This is a genomic window from Streptomyces sp. NBC_00271, assembly GCF_036178845.1.
Taxonomy (GTDB): Bacteria; Actinomycetota; Actinomycetes; order Streptomycetales; family Streptomycetaceae; genus Streptomyces.
The window spans coordinates 4,501,180-4,524,307 of record NZ_CP108070.1; the positions used below are offsets into that span (position 1 = coordinate 4,501,180).

Annotated in this window: 18 protein-coding genes and 2 tRNA genes; 6 read left to right on the forward strand and 14 right to left on the reverse strand. The window is 69.1% G+C overall.

The features are described 5' to 3' along the window. Nucleotides 1-70: 70 nt before the first annotated feature. Nucleotides 71-2,695, reverse strand: a complete 2,625-nt coding sequence (locus tag OG798_RS20875) for a valine--tRNA ligase (RefSeq protein ID WP_095854688.1) — start codon at nucleotides 2,693-2,695, stop codon at nucleotides 71-73. Nucleotides 2,696-2,831: 136 nt separating this feature from the next. On the opposite strand from OG798_RS20875, the gene OG798_RS20880 reads away from it, so the two are divergent. Continuing rightward, complete coding sequence (locus tag OG798_RS20880; RefSeq protein ID WP_095854687.1) at nucleotides 2,832-3,827, forward strand: hypothetical protein; 996 nt, start codon at nucleotides 2,832-2,834, stop codon at nucleotides 3,825-3,827. 109 nt (nucleotides 3,828-3,936) lie between these two features. Here the strand turns inward: OG798_RS20880 and clpX are convergent, their stop codons facing one another. From clpX to OG798_RS20905, 5 genes are all read right to left on the reverse strand, one after another. After that, nucleotides 3,937-5,223, reverse strand: coding sequence for an ATP-dependent Clp protease ATP-binding subunit ClpX (clpX, locus tag OG798_RS20885; RefSeq protein ID WP_067370615.1), 1,287 nt, complete (start codon nucleotides 5,221-5,223; stop codon nucleotides 3,937-3,939). Between the two features lie 171 nt (nucleotides 5,224-5,394). Then, nucleotides 5,395-6,075: an ATP-dependent Clp protease proteolytic subunit gene (locus OG798_RS20890; RefSeq protein ID WP_060897739.1), complete on the reverse strand. Its 681-nt coding sequence runs from the start codon at nucleotides 6,073-6,075 to the stop codon at nucleotides 5,395-5,397. A gap of 139 nt (nucleotides 6,076-6,214) precedes the next feature. Continuing rightward, nucleotides 6,215-6,820, reverse strand: coding sequence for an ATP-dependent Clp protease proteolytic subunit (locus OG798_RS20895; RefSeq protein ID WP_054231895.1), 606 nt, complete (start codon nucleotides 6,818-6,820; stop codon nucleotides 6,215-6,217). 431 nt (nucleotides 6,821-7,251) lie between these two features. After that, nucleotides 7,252-8,658 (reverse strand): trigger factor, encoded by a 1,407-nt coding sequence (tig, locus tag OG798_RS20900; RefSeq protein ID WP_095854685.1) that lies wholly within the window; start codon nucleotides 8,656-8,658, stop codon nucleotides 7,252-7,254. 260 nt (nucleotides 8,659-8,918) lie between these two features. After that, nucleotides 8,919-8,995: transfer RNA gene (locus OG798_RS20905), tRNA-Pro, on the reverse strand. Nucleotides 8,996-9,147: 152 nt separating this feature from the next. Here OG798_RS20905 and OG798_RS20910 point away from each other — a divergent pair. Continuing rightward, nucleotides 9,148-9,221, forward strand: a tRNA-Gly gene (locus OG798_RS20910). 248 nt (nucleotides 9,222-9,469) lie between these two features. Here OG798_RS20910 and OG798_RS20915 read toward each other — a convergent pair. Then, nucleotides 9,470-9,664 carry a hypothetical protein gene (locus OG798_RS20915; RefSeq protein ID WP_054231893.1) on the reverse strand — a complete coding sequence of 65 codons (195 nt, stop codon included), beginning with the start codon at nucleotides 9,662-9,664 and terminating at the stop codon, nucleotides 9,470-9,472. 642 nt (nucleotides 9,665-10,306) lie between these two features. Between OG798_RS20915 and OG798_RS20920 the strand changes: the two genes are divergently transcribed. Further along, the gene (locus tag OG798_RS20920) at nucleotides 10,307-11,521 is read left to right on the forward strand and encodes an acyltransferase family protein (RefSeq protein WP_097225950.1); all 1,215 of its coding nucleotides are present in this window, start codon (nucleotides 10,307-10,309) and stop codon (nucleotides 11,519-11,521) included. A gap of 105 nt (nucleotides 11,522-11,626) precedes the next feature. Here OG798_RS20920 and OG798_RS20925 read toward each other — a convergent pair whose 3' ends face one another. The 3 genes from OG798_RS20925 to OG798_RS20935 all read right to left on the reverse strand — a co-directional run bounded on the left by OG798_RS20925 (nucleotide 11,627) and on the right by OG798_RS20935 (nucleotide 13,683). Beyond that, nucleotides 11,627-12,082 carry an HD domain-containing protein gene (locus tag OG798_RS20925; protein WP_095854683.1) on the reverse strand — a complete coding sequence of 152 codons (456 nt, stop codon included), beginning with the start codon at nucleotides 12,080-12,082 and terminating at the stop codon, nucleotides 11,627-11,629. Further along, nucleotides 12,079-12,429 (reverse strand): hypothetical protein, encoded by a 351-nt coding sequence (locus tag OG798_RS20930; RefSeq protein WP_323138717.1) that lies wholly within the window; start codon nucleotides 12,427-12,429, stop codon nucleotides 12,079-12,081. Before OG798_RS20930 ends, OG798_RS20925 begins: the two co-directional genes overlap by 4 nt. A gap of 81 nt (nucleotides 12,430-12,510) precedes the next feature. Next, nucleotides 12,511-13,683 (reverse strand): PP2C family protein-serine/threonine phosphatase, encoded by a 1,173-nt coding sequence (locus tag OG798_RS20935; RefSeq protein WP_095854682.1) that lies wholly within the window; start codon nucleotides 13,681-13,683, stop codon nucleotides 12,511-12,513. Between the two features lie 150 nt (nucleotides 13,684-13,833). On the opposite strand from OG798_RS20935, the gene OG798_RS20940 reads away from it, so the two are divergent. Next, entirely contained in the window at nucleotides 13,834-15,063 is a 1,230-nt protein-coding gene (locus tag OG798_RS20940; protein ID WP_267061769.1) for a GNAT family N-acetyltransferase, read from the forward strand. A 23-nt stretch (nucleotides 15,064-15,086) separates the two neighbouring features. Here the strand turns inward: OG798_RS20940 and OG798_RS20945 are convergent, their stop codons facing one another. Next, nucleotides 15,087-15,896, reverse strand: a complete 810-nt coding sequence (locus tag OG798_RS20945) for an Fpg/Nei family DNA glycosylase (protein ID WP_267061770.1) — start codon at nucleotides 15,894-15,896, stop codon at nucleotides 15,087-15,089. A gap of 658 nt (nucleotides 15,897-16,554) precedes the next feature. After that, a complete protein-coding gene (locus tag OG798_RS20950; RefSeq protein WP_095854679.1) occupies nucleotides 16,555-17,043 on the reverse strand; it encodes a ribose-5-phosphate isomerase in 489 nt (162 codons plus the stop codon). Nucleotides 17,044-17,282: 239 nt separating this feature from the next. Between OG798_RS20950 and OG798_RS20955 the strand changes: the two genes are divergently transcribed. Continuing rightward, nucleotides 17,283-18,776: an amino acid permease gene (locus OG798_RS20955; RefSeq protein WP_267061771.1), complete on the forward strand. Its 1,494-nt coding sequence runs from the start codon at nucleotides 17,283-17,285 to the stop codon at nucleotides 18,774-18,776. A gap of 76 nt (nucleotides 18,777-18,852) precedes the next feature. On the opposite strand, the gene OG798_RS20960 is transcribed toward OG798_RS20955, so the two are convergent. Beyond that, nucleotides 18,853-20,886 (reverse strand): protein kinase domain-containing protein, encoded by a 2,034-nt coding sequence (locus tag OG798_RS20960; protein ID WP_443053804.1) that lies wholly within the window; start codon nucleotides 20,884-20,886, stop codon nucleotides 18,853-18,855. 232 nt (nucleotides 20,887-21,118) lie between these two features. On the opposite strand from OG798_RS20960, the gene OG798_RS20965 reads away from it, so the two are divergent. Next, the gene (locus tag OG798_RS20965) at nucleotides 21,119-21,844 is read left to right on the forward strand and encodes an LPXTG cell wall anchor domain-containing protein (RefSeq protein WP_267061773.1); all 726 of its coding nucleotides are present in this window, start codon (nucleotides 21,119-21,121) and stop codon (nucleotides 21,842-21,844) included. Nucleotides 21,845-21,988: 144 nt separating this feature from the next. On the opposite strand, the gene OG798_RS20970 is transcribed toward OG798_RS20965, so the two are convergent. Further along, nucleotides 21,989-22,579: a biotin transporter BioY gene (locus OG798_RS20970; RefSeq protein WP_267061774.1), complete on the reverse strand. Its 591-nt coding sequence runs from the start codon at nucleotides 22,577-22,579 to the stop codon at nucleotides 21,989-21,991. Between the last annotated feature and the right edge of the window lie 549 nt (nucleotides 22,580-23,128).

Genomic DNA, 23,128 nt, shown 5'->3' on the forward strand with positions numbered 1-23,128 from the left:
AGACCACAGACGTCGAAGGCCCCCGGGACCACATGGTCCCGGGGGCCTTCGTTCCCCTACGACAGAGCCGTTACGCCTCCGGGAGGCGCTCCAGTTGGGCCTGGATGCGGGCGATGTCCTCGTCCGCCTTGGCGAGCCGCGTACGGATCTTGTCCACGACCTGGTCCGGCGCCTTGGCGAGGAACGCCTCGTTGCCGAGCTTGGCGTTCGCCTGGGCCTTCTCCTTCTCGGCGGCGGCGAGGTCCTTGGCGAGCCGCTTGCGCTCGGCCGCGACATCGATCGTGCCGGAGAGGTCGAGCGCCACCGTGGCCCCGGCGACGGGAAGCGTCGCCGTCGCCGCGAAGGCCTCGCCCTCCGGCTGCAGCCGCAGCAGCTGACGGATGGCCGCCTCGTGCGGGGCGAGGGCGGTGCCGTCCAGCGTGAGGCGGGCCGGAACACGCTGGCCGGGCTGGAGACCCTGGTCGGCACGGAAGCGGCGGACCTCCGTGATGACCTGCTGAAGCGTCCCGATCTCACGCTCGGCGCCCGCGTCACGGAAGCCGGAGTCGGTCGGCCACTCGGCGATGACGACCGACTCGCCGCCGGTCAGCGTCGTCCACAGCGTCTCGGTGACGAAGGGGACGATCGGGTGGAGGAGGCGCAGGGTGACGTCGAGGACCTCGCCCAGGACACGCCCGGAGACCTTCGCCGGCTCGCCGCCCGCCATGAACGTCGTCTTGGACAGCTCGACGTACCAGTCGAAGACCTCGTCCCACGCGAAGTGGAACAGGACGTCCGAGAGCTTGGCGAACTGGAAGTCGTCGTAGAGCGCGTCGACTTCGGCGACCGTCGCGTTGAGACGGGAGAGGATCCAGCGGTCGGTCGCCGACATCTCCGAGGCGTCCGGCAGCGGGCCCTCCACCGTCGCGCCGTTCATCAGCGCGAAGCGCGTGGCGTTCCAGATCTTGTTGGCGAAGTTGCGCGAGCCCTGGACCCAGTCCTCACCGATCGGGACGTCGACGCCGGGGTTGGCGCCGCGCGCAAGCGTGAACCGGAGCGCGTCCGAGCCGTACTTGTCCATCCAGTCCAGCGGGTTGACCGCGTTGCCGAAGGACTTCGACATCTTCTTGCCGAACTGGTCGCGGACCATGCCGTGCAAGGCGATGGTGTGGAACGGCGGGGTGCCGTCCATCGCGTAGAGGCCGAACATCATCATCCGGGCGACCCAGAAGAAGAGGATGTCGTAGCCGGTGACCAGGACGGAGTTCGGGTAGAACTTCGCGAGCGACTCGGTCTGTTCGGGCCAGCCGAGGGTCGAGAAGGGCCAGAGGCCGGAGGAGAACCAGGTGTCGAGGACGTCGGTGTCCTGGTGCCAGCCCTCGCCGGTCGGGGCCTCGTCGTCGGGGCCGACACAGACGACCTCGCCGTTCGGGCCGTACCAGACCGGAATGCGGTGACCCCACCACAACTGCCGCGAGATGCACCAGTCGTGGAGGTTGTCGACCCAGTCGAAGTACCGCTTCTCCATCTCCTGCGGGTGAATCTTGACCCGGCCGTCGCGGACCGCGTCACCGGCGGCCTTGGCCAGCGGGCCGACCTTGACCCACCACTGCATGGACAGCCGCGGCTCGATGGTGGTCTTGCAGCGCGAGCAGTGGCCGACCGAGTGGACGTACGGCCGCTTCTCGGCGACGATCCGGCCGTCGGCGCGCAGCGCGGCGACGATGGCGGAGCGGGCCTCCAGCCGGTCCAGGCCCTGGAACGGACCCGGGACCGTGATGACCGCGTGCTCGTCCATCACGGCGATGTTCGGCAGGTTGTGGCGCTGGCCGATCTCGAAGTCGTTCGGGTCGTGGGCCGGGGTGACCTTGACCGCGCCCGTGCCGAACTCCGGATCGACGTGGGTGTCCGCGACGACCGGGATGAAACGCTCGGTGAGCGGGAGGCGGATGTTCTTGCCGACGAGGTGCTTGTAGCGCTCGTCGTCGGGGTGCACGGCGACGGCGGTGTCACCGAGCATCGTCTCGGCACGGGTGGTGGCGACGACGATCGTGTCGTCCCCCTCCCCGTACTTCATGGAGACCAGCTCGCCGTCGTCGTCCTGGTACTCGACCTCGATGTCCGAGATGGCCGTGAGGCAGCGCGGGCACCAGTTGATGATGCGCTCGGCGCGGTAGATCAGCTCGTCGTCGTAGAGCTTCTTGAAGATGGTCTGGACGGCCTGGGACAGACCCTCGTCCATGGTGAAGCGCTCACGGGACCAGGCGACGCCGTCACCGAGGCGGCGCATCTGGCCGGAGATCTGCCCGCCGGACTCGGCCTTCCACTGCCAGACGCGCTCGACGAAGGCCTCCCGGCCCAGGTCGTGCCGGGACTTGCCCTCCTTGCCCAGCTCCCGCTCGACGACGTTCTGCGTGGCGATGCCGGCGTGGTCCATGCCGGGCTGCCACAGCGTCTCGTAGCCCTGCATGCGCTTGCGGCGGGTGAGGGCGTCGATGAGGGTGTGCTCGAAGGCGTGGCCGAGGTGCAGGCTGCCCGTGACGTTCGGCGGCGGGATGACGACGGTGTAGGGCGGCTTGTCGCTCTTCGCGTCCGCCTCGAAGTAACCACGTTCTACCCAGCGCTCGTACAGCGTCCCCTCTACGTCGGCCGGCGCGTACTGGGTCGGCAGTTCGGGAGTGGGCTCTGATTGCGGCTGCTGAGAGTTCTCGGTCACGGGGTCAGTTTAGGGGCGTCACCGCCCTGTCCCGAAACACGATTCTTTCGTAACGGTCCGCCCCCCACTGCCGTGGCACCCCAGGGGTTACGCCAGGATGTCAGGAACACATAAGCATCTGGAGGGGAACCCAGAGATGAGCTACAACCAGCCGGGCCCGTACGGCGGGCCGCCCCAGCAGCCCGGACCGTACGGTCAGCCGGGGCAGCAGGGCCCCTACGGCCAGCCGCCGCAGGCTCCCCAGCCCGGTTACGGCTACCCGCAGCAGGCTCCTCCGCAGCCCGGCTACGGCTACCCCCAGCAGGCTCCCCAGGGTGTCCCGCCGCAGACTCCCCCGTACGGTCAGCAGCCCGCGTACGGCCAGCAGCCCCCTTACGGGCAGCAGCCTCCCTACGGCCAGCAGCCCTACGGCCCCCCGCAGCCGCCCGCGCCCGGCGGTGGCAAGAAGAAGACGGCGATCGTCATCGGCTCGGTCGCGGTCGTCGCCGCGATCGCCGTGGGGGCGTATCTCGTCATCGGTGGCAGCAGCAGCAGCGGTTCGGTCGCGGACGACGGCCCGCACAAGCTGACGGCGCCCGCGACGGTCGTCAACGGCACCTACAAGAAGTCCAACAGCTCCAGCGACACCCCCTCGAACTCCGACAGCGACATCAAGGACTTCGAGAAGTGGGGCGTCAAGAACGCCAAGGACGCCGGCGCGGGCTACGTGAACGGCACCGGCATGACCGCGAAGAACCTGTCCTACAGCGGGGTGTACGGCACCATCGACGACCCGGCGGCCGTCGTGGACGCCATGTTCGCCAAGGTGAAGACGGAGTCCGAGAAGGACCAGAGCAAGGACAGCAGCAAGGGCAAGCTGCTCGGCAGCCCGCAGGAGTTCAAGCCCTCGGGCTTCAGCAACGGCATCCTGAAGTGCCAAGAGGCCGAGATCACGAACACCGACTCGTCGACCTCCGCGGCCGGCGCCCCCAAGACCGTGAAGGTGCCCCTGTGCATCTGGGGCGACCACAGCACGGTCGCCTCCGTCACCTCGATCGACATCGCCGCCTTCCTCACCGGCAAGAGCGCCACCATGGAGGACACGGCGGCCCTCGCCGCCAAGCTCCGCAACGACGTCCGCGTCAAGATCTGACCGTCAACGTCAAGATCTGAGCGCACGCGTCAACCGCGAGCACAGCAACGGCGAAGGGGCCCCGGTCGGTTGACCGGGGCCCCTTCGCCGTACGTGCGTGCGGTGGCGGTTACGCCGTCTTCTGCTCGCCCGGGCCGCGCCCGCGGGCGTCGCGCGGGATCAGCGTCGGGTTCACGTTGGACAGGACGACGTCCGCCGTGATGACCACCCTCGCCACGTCCTTGCGCGAGGGAACCTCGTACATCACCGCCTGGAGGACCTCCTCCATGATGGCGCGCAGGCCGCGCGCGCCGGTCTGGCGGAGGATCGCCTGGTCGGCGATGGCTTCCAGGGCCTCGCGCTCGAAGTCCAGCTCCACGCCGTCGAGTTCGAACAGGCGCTGGTACTGCTTCACGAGCGCGTTGCGCGGCTCGACGAGGATCTGGAGGAGCGCCGGCCGGTCGAGGTTGTGGACCGAGGTGATGACGGGCAGCCGGCCGATGAACTCGGGGATCATGCCGAACTTCACCAGGTCCTCGGGCATGACCGCCTCGAACTGGTCCTTGGACTCGAGCTCGCGCTTGGAGCGGATCGTCGCACCGAAGCCGATGCCCTTGGCACCCGCCCTCGACTCGATGAGCTTCTCCAGGCCCGCGAAGGCGCCGCCCACGATGAACAGGACGTTCGTCGTGTCGATCTGGATGAACTCCTGGTGGGGGTGCTTGCGTCCGCCCTGGGGCGGAACGGAGGCCGTCGTGCCCTCCAGGATCTTGAGCAGCGCCTGCTGGACGCCCTCGCCGGACACGTCTCGCGTGATCGACGGGTTTTCGCTCTTACGGGCCACCTTGTCGATCTCGTCGATGTAGATGATGCCCGTCTCGGCCTTCTTGACGTCGTAGTCGGCCGCCTGGATGAGCTTCAGCAGGATGTTCTCGACGTCCTCGCCGACGTACCCCGCCTCCGTCAGCGCCGTCGCGTCGGCGATGGCGAACGGGACGTTGAGCATGCGCGCGAGCGTCTGGGCGAGCAGAGTCTTGCCGGAGCCCGTGGGGCCCAGCAGGAGGATGTTGGACTTCGCCAACTCGATGGCGTCGTCCCGGCTCTGACCGCCGCCGTTCTCACCGGCCTGGACCCGCTTGTAGTGGTTGTACACCGCGACCGAGAGGGCTTTCTTGGCCGACTCCTGGCCGACCACGTACCCCTCGAGGAACTCGTAGATCTCGCGGGGCTTCGGGAGCTCCTCCCAGCGGACCTCGCTCGTTTCCGCGAGTTCTTCTTCGATGATCTCGTTGCAGAGATCGATGCACTCGTCGCAGATGTACACACCGGGGCCTGCGATGAGCTTCTTGACCTGCTTCTGGCTCTTGCCACAGAACGAGCACTTGAGCAGATCGCCGCCGTCACCGATGCGTGCCACGGTGTGCTTCCCCTTCGCCTGGGAGACGCCTAGGTCCAGCGGCTCCTGGTGCTGCCTTATGTCCGACGGTACCTTGCCGAGCCCCCCGTTCGGGCCCCCCTTGGCACGGTTCACTTTGTCGTGAACCGCGCCAACGGGCGACAGACGAGCGGCAGACGATACAGCGATACGTCAGACGATCGCGGAACTGTTCATCTTGCGGGTGGAGATGATCTGGTCGATCAGGCCGTACGCCAGCGCGTCCTCAGCGGTGAGGATCTTGTCGCGCTCGATGTCCTCGCGGATCTTCTCGATCGGCGTGGTCGAGTGCTTGGCCAGCATGTCTTCCAGCTGCGCGCGCATCCGGAGGATCTCGTTCGCCGCGATTTCGAGGTCCGAGACCTGGCCGCGGCCGGTCTCGCTGTACGGCTGGTGGATCAGCACGCGGGCGTTCGGAAGCGCCATGCGCTTGCCCGGCGTGCCGGCGGCCAGCAGGATCGCGGCGGCCGAGGCCGCCTGACCCATGCAGACCGTCTGGATGTCGGGCTTCACGAACTGCATCGTGTCGTAGATGGCCGTGAGGGCCGTAAACGAGCCACCGGGGCTGTTGATGTAGACCGAGATGTCACGGTCGGGGTCCATCGACTCCAGGCACAGCAGCTGCGCCATGACGTCGTTGGCGGAGGCGTCGTCGATCTGCACGCCGAGGAAGATCACGCGCTCCTCGAACAGCTTCGCGTACGGGTCGTACTCACGCACGCCCTGCGAGGTGCGCTCGACGAAGCGCGGGATGACGTAGCGGGACTCCGCACGAGGACCGGTGTACTCGGCCTGCGTGCGGGCGTAGATGCCGCTGCCGGGGAAGTCGTTCACTGTGTCTCCTGAAGAGCCTGTAAGAGCCTGGGGCGGTCGGCTGGGGGCGCTGGAGGGCCGTCTGCGCCGCTCCGGGGCACTGGGTGCGCCCGGAGAGCGGCAGAGGGGCCACGCGCCGCCCTGGGGGGCACTGAGGGGCTTACGACGCCCCGGTGCCGCCACCGCCCGGCATACCAGCAGCGGTGGGCACGATGTCGTCGATGAGGCCGTACTCCTTGGCCTCGATCGGGTCGAACCAACGGTCGCGGTCCGAGTCACGAGTGATCTGCTCGACCGTCTGACCGGTGTGGAAGGAGGTCAGCTCGGCCATCCGCTTCTTGGTGTGCAGCAGCCGCTCGGCGTGGATCTTGATGTCCGACGCGGAGCCCGCCAGGCCGGCCGAGGGCTGGTGGATCAGGATCTCGGCGTTCGGCAGGGCGAAGCGCTTGCCGGGGGTGCCCGCGCTGAGCAGGAACTGACCCATCGAGGCAGCCATGCCCATGGCGATCGTCACCACGTCGTTCTTGATGAACTGCATGGTGTCGTAGATCGCCATGCCGGCCGTGATCGATCCGCCGGGGCTGTTGATGTAGAGGTAGATGTCCTTGTCCGGGTCGGCGGCAAGGAGCAGCAGCTGCGCCGTGATCTTGTTGGCGATGTCATCGTCGACCGCCTGGCCGAGGAAGATGATCCGCTCGCCGAGCAGTCGGTTGTAGACCTGGTCGCCGAGGCCACCACCGAAGGGTTCGCCGGCAGCTGTGGGCATCAGATTCGTCACGTATCCACCTGCTCGTCTTACGACGGCGCCGGGCCGTCTCACGTCTTCTGCTGGGGGCGTGGGACCCCGGTGCGACAACCGCCCGGGGCGGCTTCGGGGACTCCCCTGCCCTCGTATTCATGGACCCTAACGCGCGGGTCCCTCCGGGGAATCCCGCAGAAGGAACTGTTCGCTGTGAGCGCATGCGCTCCGCTGGGTCGGACAGGGGGGTTCGGCGGGGCTGCGCCCCGTCGGGGGCGCGGGGAACTGTGCGATCCGCCCCCGCAAAGCCGCGGTCGCGTCTGCCACGGGTGGTCCAACGGCGAGTGCGGCTTGTCGTGGGTTGCTCGCGCAGTTCCTCGCGCCCCCAAAGGCCGACGGGCCCCCGGGGACAAGAAGTCCCCGGGGGCCCGTCGTACAGCTGCTGAAGCGCCGTGGGCTTACGCCTCGGGCTTCTCCTCGGGAGCCTCGGTGGAGGCCTCGTCACCGTCGGTGACCTCGGCGACGACCTCGGTGGCCGACTCGGTCTCGTCCTCCTCGTCGTCGAGGTCGACGACCTCGCCGTTGGTGTCCTTGACCGTGGCGGCCTCGACGACGACCGCGAGGGCCTTGCCGCGGGCGACCTCGCCGACCAGCATCGGGACCTGGCCGCCTTCGACGACCGCCTGGGCGAACTGGTCGGGGGACATGCCGGAGGAGGCCGCACGCCGCATGAGGTGCTCGGTGAGCTCCTCCTGGTTGACGTTCAGCTTCTCCTTGTTGACGAGCTCGTCAAGGACGAACTGCGTCTTGATGCCCTTGACCGCGGCTTCCTTGGTCTCGGCGTCGAACTCCTCGACCGTCTTGCCCTGGATCTCGAGGTACTTCTCGAGGTCGAGGCCCATCTGGCCGAGCTGGTGGTGCTCGAGGTTGTGCTTACGGGTGTTGATCTCGTCCTCGAGCAGCTTCTCGGGGACCGGGACCTCGACCAGCTCGAGCAGCTTCTCCAGGACACGCTCCTGGGCCTGCGTGGCCTGGTCGTACTGCTTCATGTTCTCGAGGCGCTTGCGGCTGTCCGCCTTGAGCTCGTCGAGGGTGTCGAACTCGGAGGCGAGCTGCGCGAAGTCGTCGTCGAGCTCGGGCAGTTCGCGCGCGGCGACCTGGGTGACCTTGACGGTGACCTCGGCCTCCTTGCCGGCCGCCGAGCCGCCCTTGAGCTCGGAGGCGAAGGTGGCCTCGCCACCGGCCTCCAGGCCCTTCACGGCCTCGTCGATGCCGTCCAGCAGCTCGCCGGAGCCGATGGTGTAGGAGACGTCGGAAGCGACGCCGTCCTCCAGCACCTCTCCGTCGACCTTGGCCTCCAGGTCGATCGTGACGACGTCGCCGTCCTGGGCGGCGCGCTCGACCGGCGAGGTGGACGCGAAGCGCTCACGGAGCTCCTCGACGGCCTTCTCGACGTCCTCGTCGGCGACCTCGACTGCGTCGACCTCGACCTCGATGCCGGAGTAGTCCGGGATCTCGATGGTCGGGCGGACGTCGACCTCGGCGGTGAAGTTCAGCGTTTCGCCGTCCTTCAGCTCCGTGATGTCGACCTCGGGCTGGCCGAGGACATTCAGCTCAGCCTCGTTGACCGCTTCGGTGTAGAACTTCGGGAGCGCGTCGTTGACGGCCTCTTCGAGCACGGCGCCGCGACCGAACCGCTGGTCGATGACGCGCGCCGGGATCTTGCCCTTCCGGAAGCCCTTCACCGTGACCTGCTGGTTGATCTTCTTGTACGCCGCGTCGAGGCTGTCCTTGAGCTCCTCGAAGGGCACCTCAACAGTGAGCCGAACCCGAGTCGGGTTCAGGTTCTCCACGGCGCTCTTCACGGTTCGGTCTCCTTGTGGCTGACTTCTTGGGGGTACTGCTGCGGGGTTCTGCTGTTTGTTTTCTGCCGAGATCAGGCAGAGCCTCAGCGGATTCGCGGCCCTTGAGAGACGTAACAGTGCAGACACACGGGCGCGCAACCTGCATAGTAACCGCAGGCGGTACACGCCCCAAAAGGCGATCTTGCGATCCCGGCCATCGGCCGTCGGGCGTCTGTTCTCTCGCCTGATCCGTCGCCTGACGTGTCGCCGGAACCGGCTGGTGGTCGGGGTGGCGGGATTTGAACCCACGGCCTTCCGCTCCCAAAGCGGACGCGCTACCAAGCTGCGCCACACCCCGTCGGTGCGACACGTAGGGTACATGCCCGGAGACAGCGCGGCTGCCGCATTTCACGAGCGTCCGCGGGGTCGCGGAACGGGGTGTGCGGGGACGGGGTGCGACCCGCTACGATGCCTCCTGTGCCGGGGTCACTGACCTGCGGTGCTCTCTGTGCGGGCGTAGCTCAATGGTAGAGCCCTAGTCTTCCAAACTAGCTACGCGGGTTCGATTCCCGTCGCCCGCTCCATACGGCTCAGGGCCGGGCCGGAGGATCACTCCTCCGGCCCGGCCCTGATCGTTTTGCCGGTCGTTCGGATCGCCGGTCGTTTTGTCGGTCGGTCGGATCGCCGATGGATTTCCCCGGTCGGTCGGTCGGATCGCTGATCGAGTCGGTATGGAGAGCGCGGTCGGCCCGGGGCGCGGCCGTCGGGTCCGCGTCCATGAATGGGGCGGTGAAGGCGCCGGCCCGTCCCGCCCGGAGATCAGAACCGGGGATCAGAAACTGATCGAGTTGATCGTCTGCGCTATCGAGTCCAGGAACCGCTGGATGGACGGAGCCATTCCGGTCGACGCGAGGAAGAAGCCGAAGAGCACCGCGACGATGGCGGGCCCCGCCTTGATCGATCCCCCTCGGATCAGCACCACGAGGATGATCGCCAACAGCAGTACCACTGACAGCGAAATGGCCACAACTGATCACACCCTACGGTCGGTCCGCTCTCCCGGCCCGGGGGTGCAGCCCCGCACACCCCCGCCAGAACCATCGTGCCACCAACGCGGCCCCCGTATGCCGCAGGTGACACATCGTCGGCCGGGACCGCCCGGGAACCGCACTCCCCCACCCTCCCGTGACGGGCCAACTGTCCGGCCCCGTACGCAATTCGACCGTGCGCCCGCATGGGAAATTCCGGGGGATCGTTGCCGTGTCCACACATCCCGTTCGCAGGAATTTCCAATTGTTGCCACGGGCGCGGCGAAGAAACCCCGGAGGGCGCCCGGAAGATGGCTCCGAAGGCACCGAAGACTGGACATTTCACCAGAGTCGCCCGCGAGTGTTATGCACCAATTAGTCGTGACGAATGAGGACAGAACGGCGCCACAACTGTCGCATGCGGTAAGGGGAAATCGTCAAATCCGGGGCGCTCGAAACGTTACTCACGGACAAACTCACACGTGATACGCAGGAATAGCGCCAGGAGTTTTACGACGACACACGGACAACGCTAGGGTGCCTCAGATGTTCCACGCCGCCTCGTCCCCCGCAAGAGCAGCAAGGTCCTGGATCGTCTCCCCCGCTCCCTCCGCTCCCCGCGGTTCCTGGCGGGAGGCTTCGTGACGAACTCGCTCCACCCGAACGGTCCCCGTCGAACGCCGCTCCCCCCGGCGGAGCGGTCGGTGGAGGGGGTGCCGACCCCGCGCTCGGCCCCGAGCCTGCCGCCCGACCGGGCTTCGAAGTCGGCCGGCGTCACGGCCACCAGCGCCCCCACGGCCGCCACCGCCACCCACCCCGGCAAGCCGCGTGACGCCTTCTTCGACAACGCCAAGTACCTGGCGATCGTGCTCGTGGCCATGGGCCATGCGTGGGAGCCCCTGAAGGGTCAAAGCCGCGTCCTCGAAGCCGCGTACATGGTCGTGTACGCCTTCCACATGCCGGCCTTCATCATCATCTCCGGCTACTTCTCCCGCAGTTTCGACATGCGCGCGGACCGGCTGAAGCGGCTGGTCACCGGCGTCGCCGTGCCGTACGTCGTCTTCGAAGTGGCGTACGTCCTCTTCAAGCGCTGGGCCGACGACGATCCGTCGCTGCCGGTCAGCCTGCTCGACCCCTGGTTCCTCACCTGGTTCCTGTGTGCGCTGTTCATCTGGCGGCTGACGACGCCGCTGTGGAAGCTGGTCCGCCGGCCGCTTCCGCTCGCGCTCCTCGTGGCCATGCTCGCGACCACCTCGCCGTCCATCGGTGACGACCTGGATCTGCAGCGGACGCTCCAGTTCCTGCCGTTCTTCGTGCTGGGCCTGTGCATGAAGCCCGAGCACTTCCAGCTGGTGCGCCGCCGCGAGGTGCGCATCCTGTCGGTGCCGGTGTTCGCCGCCGCGCTGGTCGTGAGCTGGTGGGCGGTTCCGCGGATGAACCCCGGCTGGTTCTACCACCGCGACAGCGCCCAGGAGCTGGGTGTCCCCTGGTGGGTCGGCCCCGTGATGGTGCTCGCCCTCCTCGGCTGCTCGCTGGTGCTCACCGCGTGCTTCTTCGCCTGGGTGCCGCGCCGCAGGATGTGGTTCACGGCGCTCGGCGCGGGCACGTTGTACGGCTATCTGCTGCACGGTTTCCTGGTCAAGGGCGGCGACTACTGGGGCTGGTTCGACCACGAGTGGCTGCACCGGCCGCTCGGCGAGATCTTCGTGACCCTCGTCGCGGGCGTGGCCGTCACCCTGCTGTGCACGGCGCCGGTCCGGCGGGTCTTCCGCTTCGCGATGGAGCCCAGCATGGAGTGGGCGTTCAAGCGGGACTCCACGGAGCTGGCCCGCGAACGGGCCAAGACCCCGGCGTAACCACCGTCAACAGGCGCAATCACCCTTGACCTGACGCAACCACTGTCAACTCTGTGCGACGAGCGTCAACCCGACATGGTCACCGTCAACCTGACACAGTCACCGTCAGCCCGGCGGCAGTCCGAGCAGCGCCCGCATCGCGGCGTACTTCTTGGTCAGCCGCGCGCGGGTGTGCTCGTCGAGGACCGCGAGCCGGGCCGGATCGGCGTTGTGTGCCAGGTCCGAGGCCTTGACCACGAGAGCTCCCGGAGTCGTACGAATGCGTTTCGCGTACGACTCCGGGGGCTCTCCCTCGCGTTTGGTCAGCGCCAGCACGATGTCCTTCGTACGCCCGGTCAGCGCGGCCTCGCGCAGCCAGTCCTCGGAGAGCACGTCGTCCTCGACGGCGTCGTGCAGCCAGGCCGCCGCGATCTGCTCGTCGTCGCCCCCGCGCTCACGGACCCCGTCCGCGACGGCCTGCAGGTGCTCGGTGTACGGCCGCCCCGCCTTGTCGGTCTGGGCGGCATGCGCCGTACGGGCGAGGGTCTCTATTTCGGCCAGGGTCAGGAGAGTCTGCGTCACCCCTCCAGTGTCTCCCGCCGCAGCGCCGCGCGGGCGGGGTCGGTGACCGCCGTGAGACCGAGCATGACAACCGCCCCGGCGAAGGACCCGTACAAAAGGGGCGGGATGTACGGTCCCTGCCCGGTCGGCCCCTTCATCATCAGCATCAGCGTGGCGAGCGCGATGGCCGTGCCGAGGACGATGCCGGCCGGGGCGACCAGCGGGGCCTCCCAACGGATCATGCGCACCGGCGACGGGGGGAGCCGATCAGCCTCTCCGGGCTCGGCACGGTCCGCGACCGCGCCGAGCACACCATCCCGGATGCGCGTGGCGACGTACGGCCGGGGCCTTGGGCTGCCCCAGATCACGTTCGCGAGTCACCTTGGTGCCGTCGGACAGGCGGAGCGCGAGCCGGCCGCCCACCTCGGCGGCCGGACCCGGCGCCGTCGTCAGCGGGTTGCCGTGGCGCCGTCCCGGCAGATCAGGAGGAGGGCTCGGTCGTCGTTGACGTCCTTGGCGACCGCCTCGATGAGGTGCCACGCGGCGCCGTGGAAACCGCCCGCGACATAGCGGTCGGCCTCGCCGGTGAGGCGGTCGATGCCCTCGACGATGTCACGGTCGGAGGTTTCCACCAGACCGTCCGTGAAGAGCATCAGGACGTCCCCGGGCCGCAGCGAACCCTTGACGGGGTCGAACTGGGCACCGTCGTACACCCCGAGGAGCGGACCCTCCGCGGCCTTCTCCTCCCAGCGCCCGCTGCCCGCGCTGAGCTGAAGGCCCGGCGGGTGCCCGGCGGAGAAGAGTTCGTAGTCGCCGGAGTCCAGGTCCAGGACCAGGTGGATCGACGTGGCGAAGCCCTCGTCCCAGTCCTGGCGCAGGAGGTAGCCGTTCGCGGCGGGCAGGAAGGCGTGGGGTGGGAGCGATCCCAACAAGCCGCCGAAGGCTCCGGAGAGGAGCAGGGCGCGCGACCCCGCATCCATACCTTTTCCGGACACATCGGTCAGGACGACTTCGAGCGTTCGGCCGCTGTTCGTACGTGCGGCCACGACGAAGTCCCCCGAGAACGACTGACCGCCCGCCGGGCGCAACGCCATCTCCCGGTGCCAGCCCAGCGGCAGGCCCGGCAGCTTGCTCTGCACCCGGATGCGTTCGCGCAGGTCGAAGAGCATGGTGCCGCCGCGCCGCCAGGGCACGCCGACCCGGCTGCGGAACTGGGCGATCAGCAGGCCGAAGAAGCCGCAGGCCGCGACGACCAGGACCACGCCCGGGGTGACCCGGGAGGGGCCCTCGGTGTACGGGCCCAGCTTCACCGACTCCACTATCAGCGCGGTGGCGGCGGCCGCGTACAGGCCGAGCAGGCTGGCGGGGCGCAGCAGAAGGCCGCCCGCGACGATCGGCAGGACCAGCGCGGCCGGGGAGCACCAGACCGAGTTCATCAGCGTCGTGGCCGCGATCACGGGGATGGTCAGCAGCAGACCGGCCAGTGCGATCCAGTCCGAACCGTCGCCGCGGAAGTAGTCGACGGCGGATCTGCGCACGCCGGTGCGGGCCCGGTGCCACTGCTTCTTCAACCGGGCCGTGAACGTCTCGGCTTCCGCGCGCCGCTCTCGTCCTGCTGCCATTAGTTCGGGACCCTATCCATCGGACCAGGTGCTTGGCACGGGAGGTCCCACTTGTCCCCCGTCCGAGCGCTCAACATCACAGTGAACGGCGCCTCCGGAGGTGGGGGAAATTCCCTCGCTCGTACCGCATTGCCCTGGTAGGCATGGCGTATGACGACTGACTTGCGGGTGCTGCGGCAGCCCGAGTGGAACACGTGGTACGACAACCTGCTCCGCGCGTTCGGGGGCGTACCGGAGTCGTCCGAGGAGCGCGAGGTGATGAACGCGCTCACAGAGTACGACCGTTTCCTGGGGATCTGGGACGGCGACCAGTGTGTGGGCACCGCGGGGGCGTTCTCCTTCCGGGTCACCGTCCCCGGCGGCACCTCCGTACCGGCCGCGGGCATCACGATGGTGAGCGTCGCGGCCACCCACCGGCGGCGCGGGCTGCTGACGTCGATGATGCGGCGGCAGCTGGACGACATCCGCTCATGGGGCGAACCGCTCGCCGTGCTGACCGCGTCGGAGCCGGTGATCTACGGCCGGTTCGGCTACGGCATCGCGACCCACCAGTACAACGTCGAGATCGACACGACCCGGGTACGGCTGTCCGTACCGCCCGGCACCGATGACGTACGTCTGCGGTACGCCACGCCTGCGGACGTACTCGACGCTTGCGAGGCGGTGTACGCGCGGCTGGTCCCGGGCCGGCCCGGGATGCTGGCGCGGCGGCCCGGCTGGGACCGGGCGATGCTGCTCGACCCGGAGAGCGAGCGGGACGGGGCGTCGCCGTTGCAGTGCGTGGTCGCCGAGCGGGACGACGAGATCGTGGGCTACGCCCGGTACCGGATCAAGCAGGACGGCGACCACCGCGGGGCCGGGTTCACCGTCCGCCTCGACCAACTGGAGGCGCTCGACCCGGCGTCGCACGCGGCGCTGTGGCGGTTCCTCTTCGAGATCGACCTGACGTCCACGCTGCACGCCCGCGGTCGCCCCGTCGACGAGGCGTGGCAGCACATGGTGTCCGACATCCGCCGCTGCGCGGTGCGGATGCGGGACGCGCTGCATGTGCGGCTCGTGGACGTCGGTGCCGCGCTGGAGGCGCGGACGTATCAGGCGCCGGTGGACGTGGTGTTCGAGGTGGAGGACGTGTTCTGCCCCTGGAACGAGGGGCGTTGGCGGCTCACCGGGGACGCCAAGGGCGCGACCTGTGTGCGTACGTCGGACGCCGCCGATCTCGCGCTGTCCGTACGGGAGTTGGGGGCGGCGTATCTCGGCGGGGTGTCCCTGGCCTCGCTCGCGGCGGCGGGGCGGGTGCGGGAGTTGCGGCAGGGCGCGCTCGCGGAGGCCTCGGTGGGCTTCTCGTCTGCGGTCGCACCCTGGTTGCCGCACGGGTTCTAGCCCCCCGGGGGGCCGAACCCGGTTCAGCGGTTCTGGCAGGTCGGGCACCAGAAGAGGTTGCGGGCGGCGAGATCGGCGGTGCGGATCTCGCCGCCACAGATGTGGCAGGGCAGGTTGGCCCTGCGGTACACGTACACCTCGCCGCCGTGGTCGTCCACGCGCGGTGGGCGGCCCATGGCGTCCGGGGTGTGTTCCGGGCGGACGGTGTCGATGCGGTTGTTGCGGACGCCCTCGCGCATGAGTGCCACCAGGTCCGTCCAGATCGCGTCCCACTGCGTCGGGGTGACGTCCTTCCCCGTGCGGTACGGATCGATGCCGTGACGGAAGAGGACTTCTGCGCGGTAGACGTTCCCCACGCCCGCGATGATCTTCTGGTCCATGAGGAGGGCGGCGATCGTCGTACGGCTGCGGGAGACGCGGTGGTACGCCGCCGACGGGTCCGCGTCCGCGCGGAGGGGGTCCGGGCCGAGGCGGGCGTGTATCGCCTGCTTCTCGTCGTCCGTGATCAGGGCGCAGGTGGTGGGGCCGCGGAGGTCGACGTACGACGTGGCGTTCGCGAGGCGGAGGCGGACCGTGTCGGTGGGGGGTGGGGCGGGGGCGTCGCCGAAGTTCACCTTGCCGAAGAGGCCGAGGTGGATGTGGATCCAGTCGGCGGTGCGGAAGGCGAGGAAGAGGTGTTTGCCGTGGGCGTCGGCGTGTTCGAGGGGGGTGCCGTCGAGGAGGGTGGCGGCGTCGGTGAACTTGCCCTGGGGGCTGGTGACGCGGGTGGGCCCGCCTGCGAACCTGGCCGCGTAGTCCTCGGCCAGCCGGTGAATCGTGTGCCCCTCGGGCACGGGGTCCTCCTCGTGCAGCAGTGTCTTCTACGGCGCCGACGGCTCGGAGGTTGTCTCGCCCCCGCCGCCCCTACCCGTCCCATCCCCAGGGGCTCCGCCCCTTCAACCCCACCGAGGGCTCCGCCCCCGAACCTCCACGGGGCTCCGCCCCTGCACCCCGCCGGGGGCACGCCCCCAAACCCCACGGGGCTCCGCCCCGAACCTCCGCGGGGCATAGCCCCTGCACCCCGCCAGGGGCACGCCCCCGAACCCCCCGTGGGGCTCCGCCCCTGCACCCCGCCGGGGGCTGCCGCCCCCTGGACCCCTGCGGGGCTGCGCCCCGGACCTCCCGCATCGGCCTGCACGGCCTCGTCCTCAAACGCCGGACGGGCTGGAGGTGCGGGCCGGGGTGGGTGGGCTTGTCCTCTGGCGCCGGACGGGCTGGAGACTTGGGCCGGGGTGGGGTCTTCAGGGGCGCGGGGAACTGCGCGACCAGCCCCCACCGGCCCGCGGACGAAGGCGGACGGGGGATCCGGGGCGCAGCCCCGATCCCTCAAGGGGCGCGGGGAACTGCGCGAGCAACCCCCACCCACCCGCGGTCGAAGAACTCCGCGCGGACGGGGATCCGGGGCGCAGCCCCGTCCCCCTGGGCAACCCCCATCCGCCCGCGGCTGAAGGCTCAGGCCTGCTGGGGGTGGTGGGGCGGGACGGGCGGGAGGTCGCCGGTCTTTTCGTAGGCCGACAGCATGTCGATGCGGCGAATGTGGCGCTCGTCACCGGAGAAGGGCGTGGAGAGGAAGACCTCCACGAACTTCGTCGCCTCCTCCTCGGAGTGCATCCGCGCACCCACCGCCACCACGTTGGCGTTGTTGTGCTGCCGCCCCAGCGACGCCGTCTCCTCGCTCCAGGCGAGCGCGGCACGAACCCCGGCCACCTTGTTCGCCGCGATCTGCTCCCCGTTGCCGGAGCCGCCGATCACGATGCCGAGGGCCTCGGGATCGGCCGCCGTACGCTCCGCCGCGCGGAGGCAGAACGGCGGGTAGTCGTCCTGGGCGTCGTAGATGAGGGGCCCGCAATCGACGGGCTCGTGCCCGGCGGCCTTGAGCCACTCGACGAGGTGGTTCTTGAGTTCGAAACCGGCATGATCGGAGCCGAGATACACGCGCATGGTCCGAGTGTGACACGGCCGTTTCGGATCGACCTCGCCGGGTGTCACCGGCGAAAACTGTGAGCAAGGCTACAAACCTCAAGGAAACCTCAAGTAACGATCTGGATTCAAAGGTTCACGAATTCCTTTGCCTCCGATTCACTGGACCGGCTCGTTACAGGGTCCCTACAAGGGCCCGCTCGGGTCCGTACACCGCTCGTACGGGAATCTGCTCACCCGGCGCAAAGGAATCCCCCTCTATGACCTCGCAGCCGACCCCCACAAAGGCCGCAAGCGGCCCCGGAGGCCCCGGAGAACCCGGTTCGGGCCTCCAGGCCGGACTCAAGAACCGTCATCTGACCATGATCGCCATTGGTGGCGTCATCGGAGCCGGCCTCTTCGTGGGCTCCAGCTCCGGTATCGCCACCGCGGGCCCCGGAATCCTCCTCTCCTACGCTCTCGTCGGCACGCTCGTGGTGCTGGTGATGCGGATGCTGGGCGAGATGTCCGCCGCGAACCCGACCTCCGGTTCGTTCTCCGCGCACGCGGACCGCGCCCTCGGGCGCTGGGCCGGCTTCTCGATCGGCTGGCTGTACTGGTTCTTCTGGGTGGTCGTGCTGGCCGTCGAGGCGACCGCGGGAGCCAAGATCCTCGAAGGGTGGATGCCCGGCGTACCGCAGTGGGGCTGGGCGCTCATCGTGATGATCGTGCTCACCGCGACCAACCTGGTCTCCGTCGGCTCGTACGGTGAGTTCGAGTTCTGGTTCGCCGGGATCAAGGTCGTGGCGATCGGCGCGTTCATCATCGTCGGCGGCCTCGCGATCTTCGGCGTGCTGCCGGGTGTCGACGCCCCGAAGGCCGGCCTGGGGAATCTGACCGAGCACGGCGGCTTCCTGCCGCACGGGCCCGGCGCGATCCTCACCGGTGTGCTCCTGGTCGTCTTCTCCTTCATGGGCAGCGAGATCGCGACCCTCGCCGCCGGTGAGTCCGAGGACCCGCAGCGGGCCGTCACCAAGTCCACCAACAGCATCATCTGGCGCATCGGCGTCTTCTACCTGGGCTCGATCCTCGTCGTCGTGTCCCTGCTGCCGTGGAACGACCCCTCCATCAAGGACAAGGGCTCCTACGTCGCGGCCCTCGACTCCCTCGGCATCGCGCACGCCGGTGAGATCATGAACTTCATCGTGCTGACCTCCGTGCTGTCGTGCCTGAACTCCGGGCTCTACACGGCCTCCCGGATGGCGTTCTCGCTCGGCGAGCGCGGCGACGCGCCCAAGGTGTTCGCGAAGACCACCTCGCGCGGTGTCCCGATGGCCGCGATCGTCGTCTCGGTCGTCTTCGGCTTCGTCGCCGTCTTCTTCAACTACAAGTTCCCGGACTCGGTCTTCCTCTTCCTCGTCAACTCCTCCGGCGCGGTCGCCCTGTTCGTCTGGCTGGTCATCTGTTTCTCGCAGCTGCGGATGCGGAAGATCATCCAGCGCGAGGCGCCGGAGAAGCTGGTCGTGAAGATGTGGCTGTACCCCTACCTGACCTGGGCGACGGCCGCGCTGATCGTCTTCGTCCTCGGCTACATGCTGACCGACACGGAACACGACGGACGCGAGACCGTGCTGCTGTCGCTGCTCGTCGCCGCGGTCGTGCTCGTGATCGCCTTCGTGAAGCAGAAGCTCGGCGGCTCCGCGGCGACCGAGCCCGCGGACGTCGACGCGCCGGTGGGCGCCAAGGAGCCTGTCGACGCCACGTCGGAGGCCTGAGCACACGGACGCGGATTCCGGCGGAATCGGTAACGGGGAGGGGCCCGGCGGCAGCTGCCGCCGGGCCCCTCCCCGTTCACAGGGGCGTGAAGCTCTTCTTGACCGCGTCGTAGACGGGGAGCGCGGTCGCCTCGATGTCGGGGTGATACCAGGTGCTGATCTCGTACGACGTGCCGCCGGAGCGGAAGCCGAGCAGTCGGACGTGCCAGAGCCGCCCCCTGGCTGTGACGGTGTACTCCCAGACGACCGCGGGCGCGCCGCGGAACGTGGTGCGCTCCAGGCGGATCCGGCGGTAGTTCAGGCCCTTGCTGGTGCCCACCTCCGCCTGCTGCCACTGCGCCAGCAGGTCACCACGGGCCGGGGTCGCGTTGGCCACGATCTCCTGCGCACGGTCGGGCGAGGTGTAGTGCACCTCGGAACCGCTCTGCGCCACCCGCTGCCAGCCCTGCGGCGGCACCCACGCGTACAGTCCGGCCTCCTTCCGGGCGCCCGCCGGCAGGCTCGGCGGGCGTGATGTGCCGTCGACGGTGGGGGGTGGGGAGGAGGGGTCGGTGGAGGAGGTCTGCGCGGAGTTCGGCGACGTCGACGAGGCCGATGGCGAGGTCGAAGTCGAAGTCGAGGTGGACGCGCCGGTCGTGTCGTGGGAGGAGCCGCCCGTCTGCGTCATGACGAGCCCGACGACGGTTCCCACGATCACCACGCCACCGGCGGCGGCCAGGCCCATCCGGCGCCGGCCCCGCCGTGGGACGGAGGGCACGGCGGGGCCGGGGAGTTCGCCCGGCGGCATGACCACCGCGCGGGAGACCGTGGTGTGCGTGGCGAGGGAGGGGGGTTCGGGAAGCGGCGGGGGTGCGATGGGCTCGGGGGCTGGTTTGGGGGCGGGGGTGGGTGTGGGTGTGGGTTCGGGGGCCGGGGTGGGCGCTGGTGGGGGTGGGGGGTCGGGGGTTGGATCGGGTAGGGGGGCGGGCTCCGGGATGGCGTCCTGTACGGGGTCCGGCTCGGAGTCCGGTGCGGGGGTCGGCTCGGGGGCCCGCTGGGGCGGGAGGTGTTGCGCCGCGCGTATGAGGCTCACGTCCAGGAGCGCGCGCGTGGGCGACTCCTGGTGGAAAGGGGGGACGGGGGGCGGCGCGGATTCCGGTGACTCCGGTGTCCCCGGTGTCCCCGGTGCATCCAGAGCCTCAGCCGTCCCTCCCACCTCTGACGTCTTGGATGCCTCTGCCGTCTTGGATGCCTCCGGTGCCTCCGATATCTCCCGTGCCTCTGCCGCTTCCGATGGTTGTCGTGTCTCCGGTGATTCCGGTGATTCCGCCGCTGGTGCGGGGACGAGCCCCGCTTCCGGGGATTCGGTCTCCTCCGGTCGGGGGAAGGCGATCGGGCGCAACGCCGTCTCGAGCTCCGCCAGACCCGGTCGGGTCGACGGCTCCTTCTCCAGCAGGGCGGCCAGGATCTCCCCCAAGTCACCTGCCGCGGAAGGAAGTTCGGGCTCCTCGTACAGAACCGCGTGCAACGTCGCCAGCGTGGTCGAACGGGAGAACGGAGAGCGGCCGCCGAGGGCCGCACAGAGCGTCGCCCCCAGCGACCAGACGTCGGACGGCGGGCCCTGGGGGCGTCCGGAGACACGCTCGGGTGCCATGTAGTCAGGGGAGCCGACCAGCATCCCGACCATGGTGAGCGCCTCCGCGTCCTGGAGCGCGGCGATGCCGAAGTCGGTGAGGACGACACGGTGTCCGCGCCGTTCGACCAGGACGTTGCCCGGCTTGATGTCCCGGTGGAGTACTCCCCCGGCGTGCACCTGGCGCAGGGCCGCGACCAGTTCGAGCCCGATACGGGCCGCGGTGGGCGGGTCGAGCGGTCCGTCCTCGACCACGAGTTGCTCGAGAGAGCGGCCGGCGACGAGTTCCATGACGATCCACAGCCGCTCGCCCTGGTCCACGACGTCGTAGATGCGCACGACATTGGGATGGTCGATCCGGGCCGTGGCCCTGGCTTCGCGCAGGGTGCGTTCGCGGCGGGTTCGGGTGTCCTCCGGGTCGAGTCCGTCGATCCGCATTTCCTTGACGGCGACCTGCCGGTCGAGCATTTCGTCGGTGGCTCGCCACACCCGTCCCATTCCCCCCTGGCCAATACTCTCGGCCAGCCGATATCGACCCGTCACCAATAATCCCGGAACACCGCCACTCGTATTCCCCGTCAATCCCCTGCACCCCCTCAACACCCGCCACAATCGTCCGCCACAGCAGAAACACAATGGTCACACTTCATGCCGTACCAGCATAGTGCGGAGAAATCTTGTGGTACCTCTTCAAGTACTGCGAATTCAGGCGCAGCCAAGGGGGGCGAACATGAGTTCTCGTCACACGACGACCATCGCAGGATCGCTGCTCACGGCATCTTTCTCGGCCGTGATGATCCTTTCCTTCACCGCCGTCGCGGACGACCAGGGACCGGGGAGCAGCAAGGGGGGAAAGGCCATGGACCCGGCGCCGACGGGGGTGAAGCTGACCACGTTGCTGCCCGAGAAGATCTCAGTGGACAACAGCTCGCACGAAACGGCGCTGACCGCCACGGTAAAGAATGAGGGGACCAAGGACAGCGGAAAGATCCGGCTACTGGTGGTCGGATTCGACGGCCTACAGGTCAAGAGTGTCAAGGGTTGTTCCGCCATGGCGGACAAGGATCTGCCCAAGGGTTCGAACAGTGGATTCGTGTGCGATGTCGGCAATCTCGCGGCCGGAAAGTCTCAGTCGTACGACGTCGCCGCGACCTTCGATCTGAGCAAGACCGGAAAGATCTGCCTGCCGGTGCAGGACAGCGACGGAAAGAAGACGTTCTGGCAGCAGGGCCCGGTGCCGTTCGGTACGACGAACCCGTCGCCGAACGCCCCGGCCACTCCGCTGCTGCTCGACACCGAGAACAAGCCGGTGACACCCGGCGGCGACCAGTTGCCCAAGACCGGCGCCGGGAGTGACCTGCTGCCGCTCGGCGCGGCGGGGGCGGCGCTCGTCTCCGTCGGGGTGGCGGGAATGTGGTGGGCCCAGCGGCGGCCCCGTCGGCAGCCGCAGTCGTGACCGGGTGGGCCGGGACGCCGTGTGCGCGGTGTCCCGGCCCACCTTCCCCAAAACGCGGAAGAGGCTCGCCGGTTCGAAGTCGGAGTACGACCCGGCGAGCCTCTTGCGAGGGGACTGCGAACCTCTTGCGAGGGGACTACGGCCTCAGCGGTTGAGGAACTTCCAGGCGGTCGGCAGGACGCCCATCGCCAGCGCCGCCTTCAGGGCGTCGCCGATCAGGAACGGGGTGAACCCCGCCGCGAGGGTCGCGCTCAGCGACATGCCGGTGGCGGCGGCCAGGTACGGAAGGCCGACCGCGTAGATGATCGCCTCGCCCAGCAGCATCGCGCCCGCGGTGCGCAGGAACGAGCGGTCGGCGCCGCGGCGGGCGAGGGCGCCCACGGCGGCGGAGGCGAACATCATGCCGAGGATGTAGCCGAGGGACGGAGCGGCGGTGCCGGAGCCGCCGTCGGCGAACCACGGCATGCCGGCCATGCCGACGAGGGCGTAGAGCGCGAGCGAGAGGAAGCCGCGGCCCGCGCCGAGGGCCGTGCCGACGAGGAGGGCGGCGAAGGTCTGGCCGGTCACCGGGACCGGGGAGCCCGGCACGGGCAGGGATATCTGGGCGGCCAGGCCGGTGAGGGCGGCTCCGCCGAGTACGAGGGTGATGTCCCTGACGCGGGAGGCCGGGAGCAGGTCGGCGAGGACCTCGCCGGGGCGGATGCCTTGGCGGGGGGTGGCGGCAGCGGTGCTCATGGGGACTCCGGCGGGTGACGGGGGGGCGGGACACGGTGACGCTATCCCAGGGGGGCGGGCGGATCACCGTGCGCGATCGACAAAGCGGGGATCCGGGACTTGGTGGAGCCCTTACAAAGGAGGCCGCGTACACCTATCGGGGCGTGATGCTGGTCACTGAGGTGGGATGGTTTTGTCCCGAGGGAGCTTCGAGTGCGCTCTGTAGGGTCCCACCAATTCGCCCCCGCCGCCCCTACCCGTCCCATCCCTCCGGGGCTCCGCCCCGGACCCCATCGGGCGTCTTCGTCGGCTGCGGCCCGGTGGGGGCCGTTCGCGCAGTTCCCCGCGCCCCTGAAAGCCCCGGGTCGGCCGGCGGGCGAAGGACGGCGCCTCTGGCCGGAATCGGGGGTAAGACCTACCCTTCAGGGCATGGTTGCCCAGGCTGAGAACTTCGCGTCGCGTCGCTATGTCGACCTGCGACGCCAGGGCACCGCCACCTGTCGCCCCGGGTAGGGCGGGCGGAGCGCATCCGGCTCGCCGAGACGCGACCGTTTCGGACACGCTCCCTAG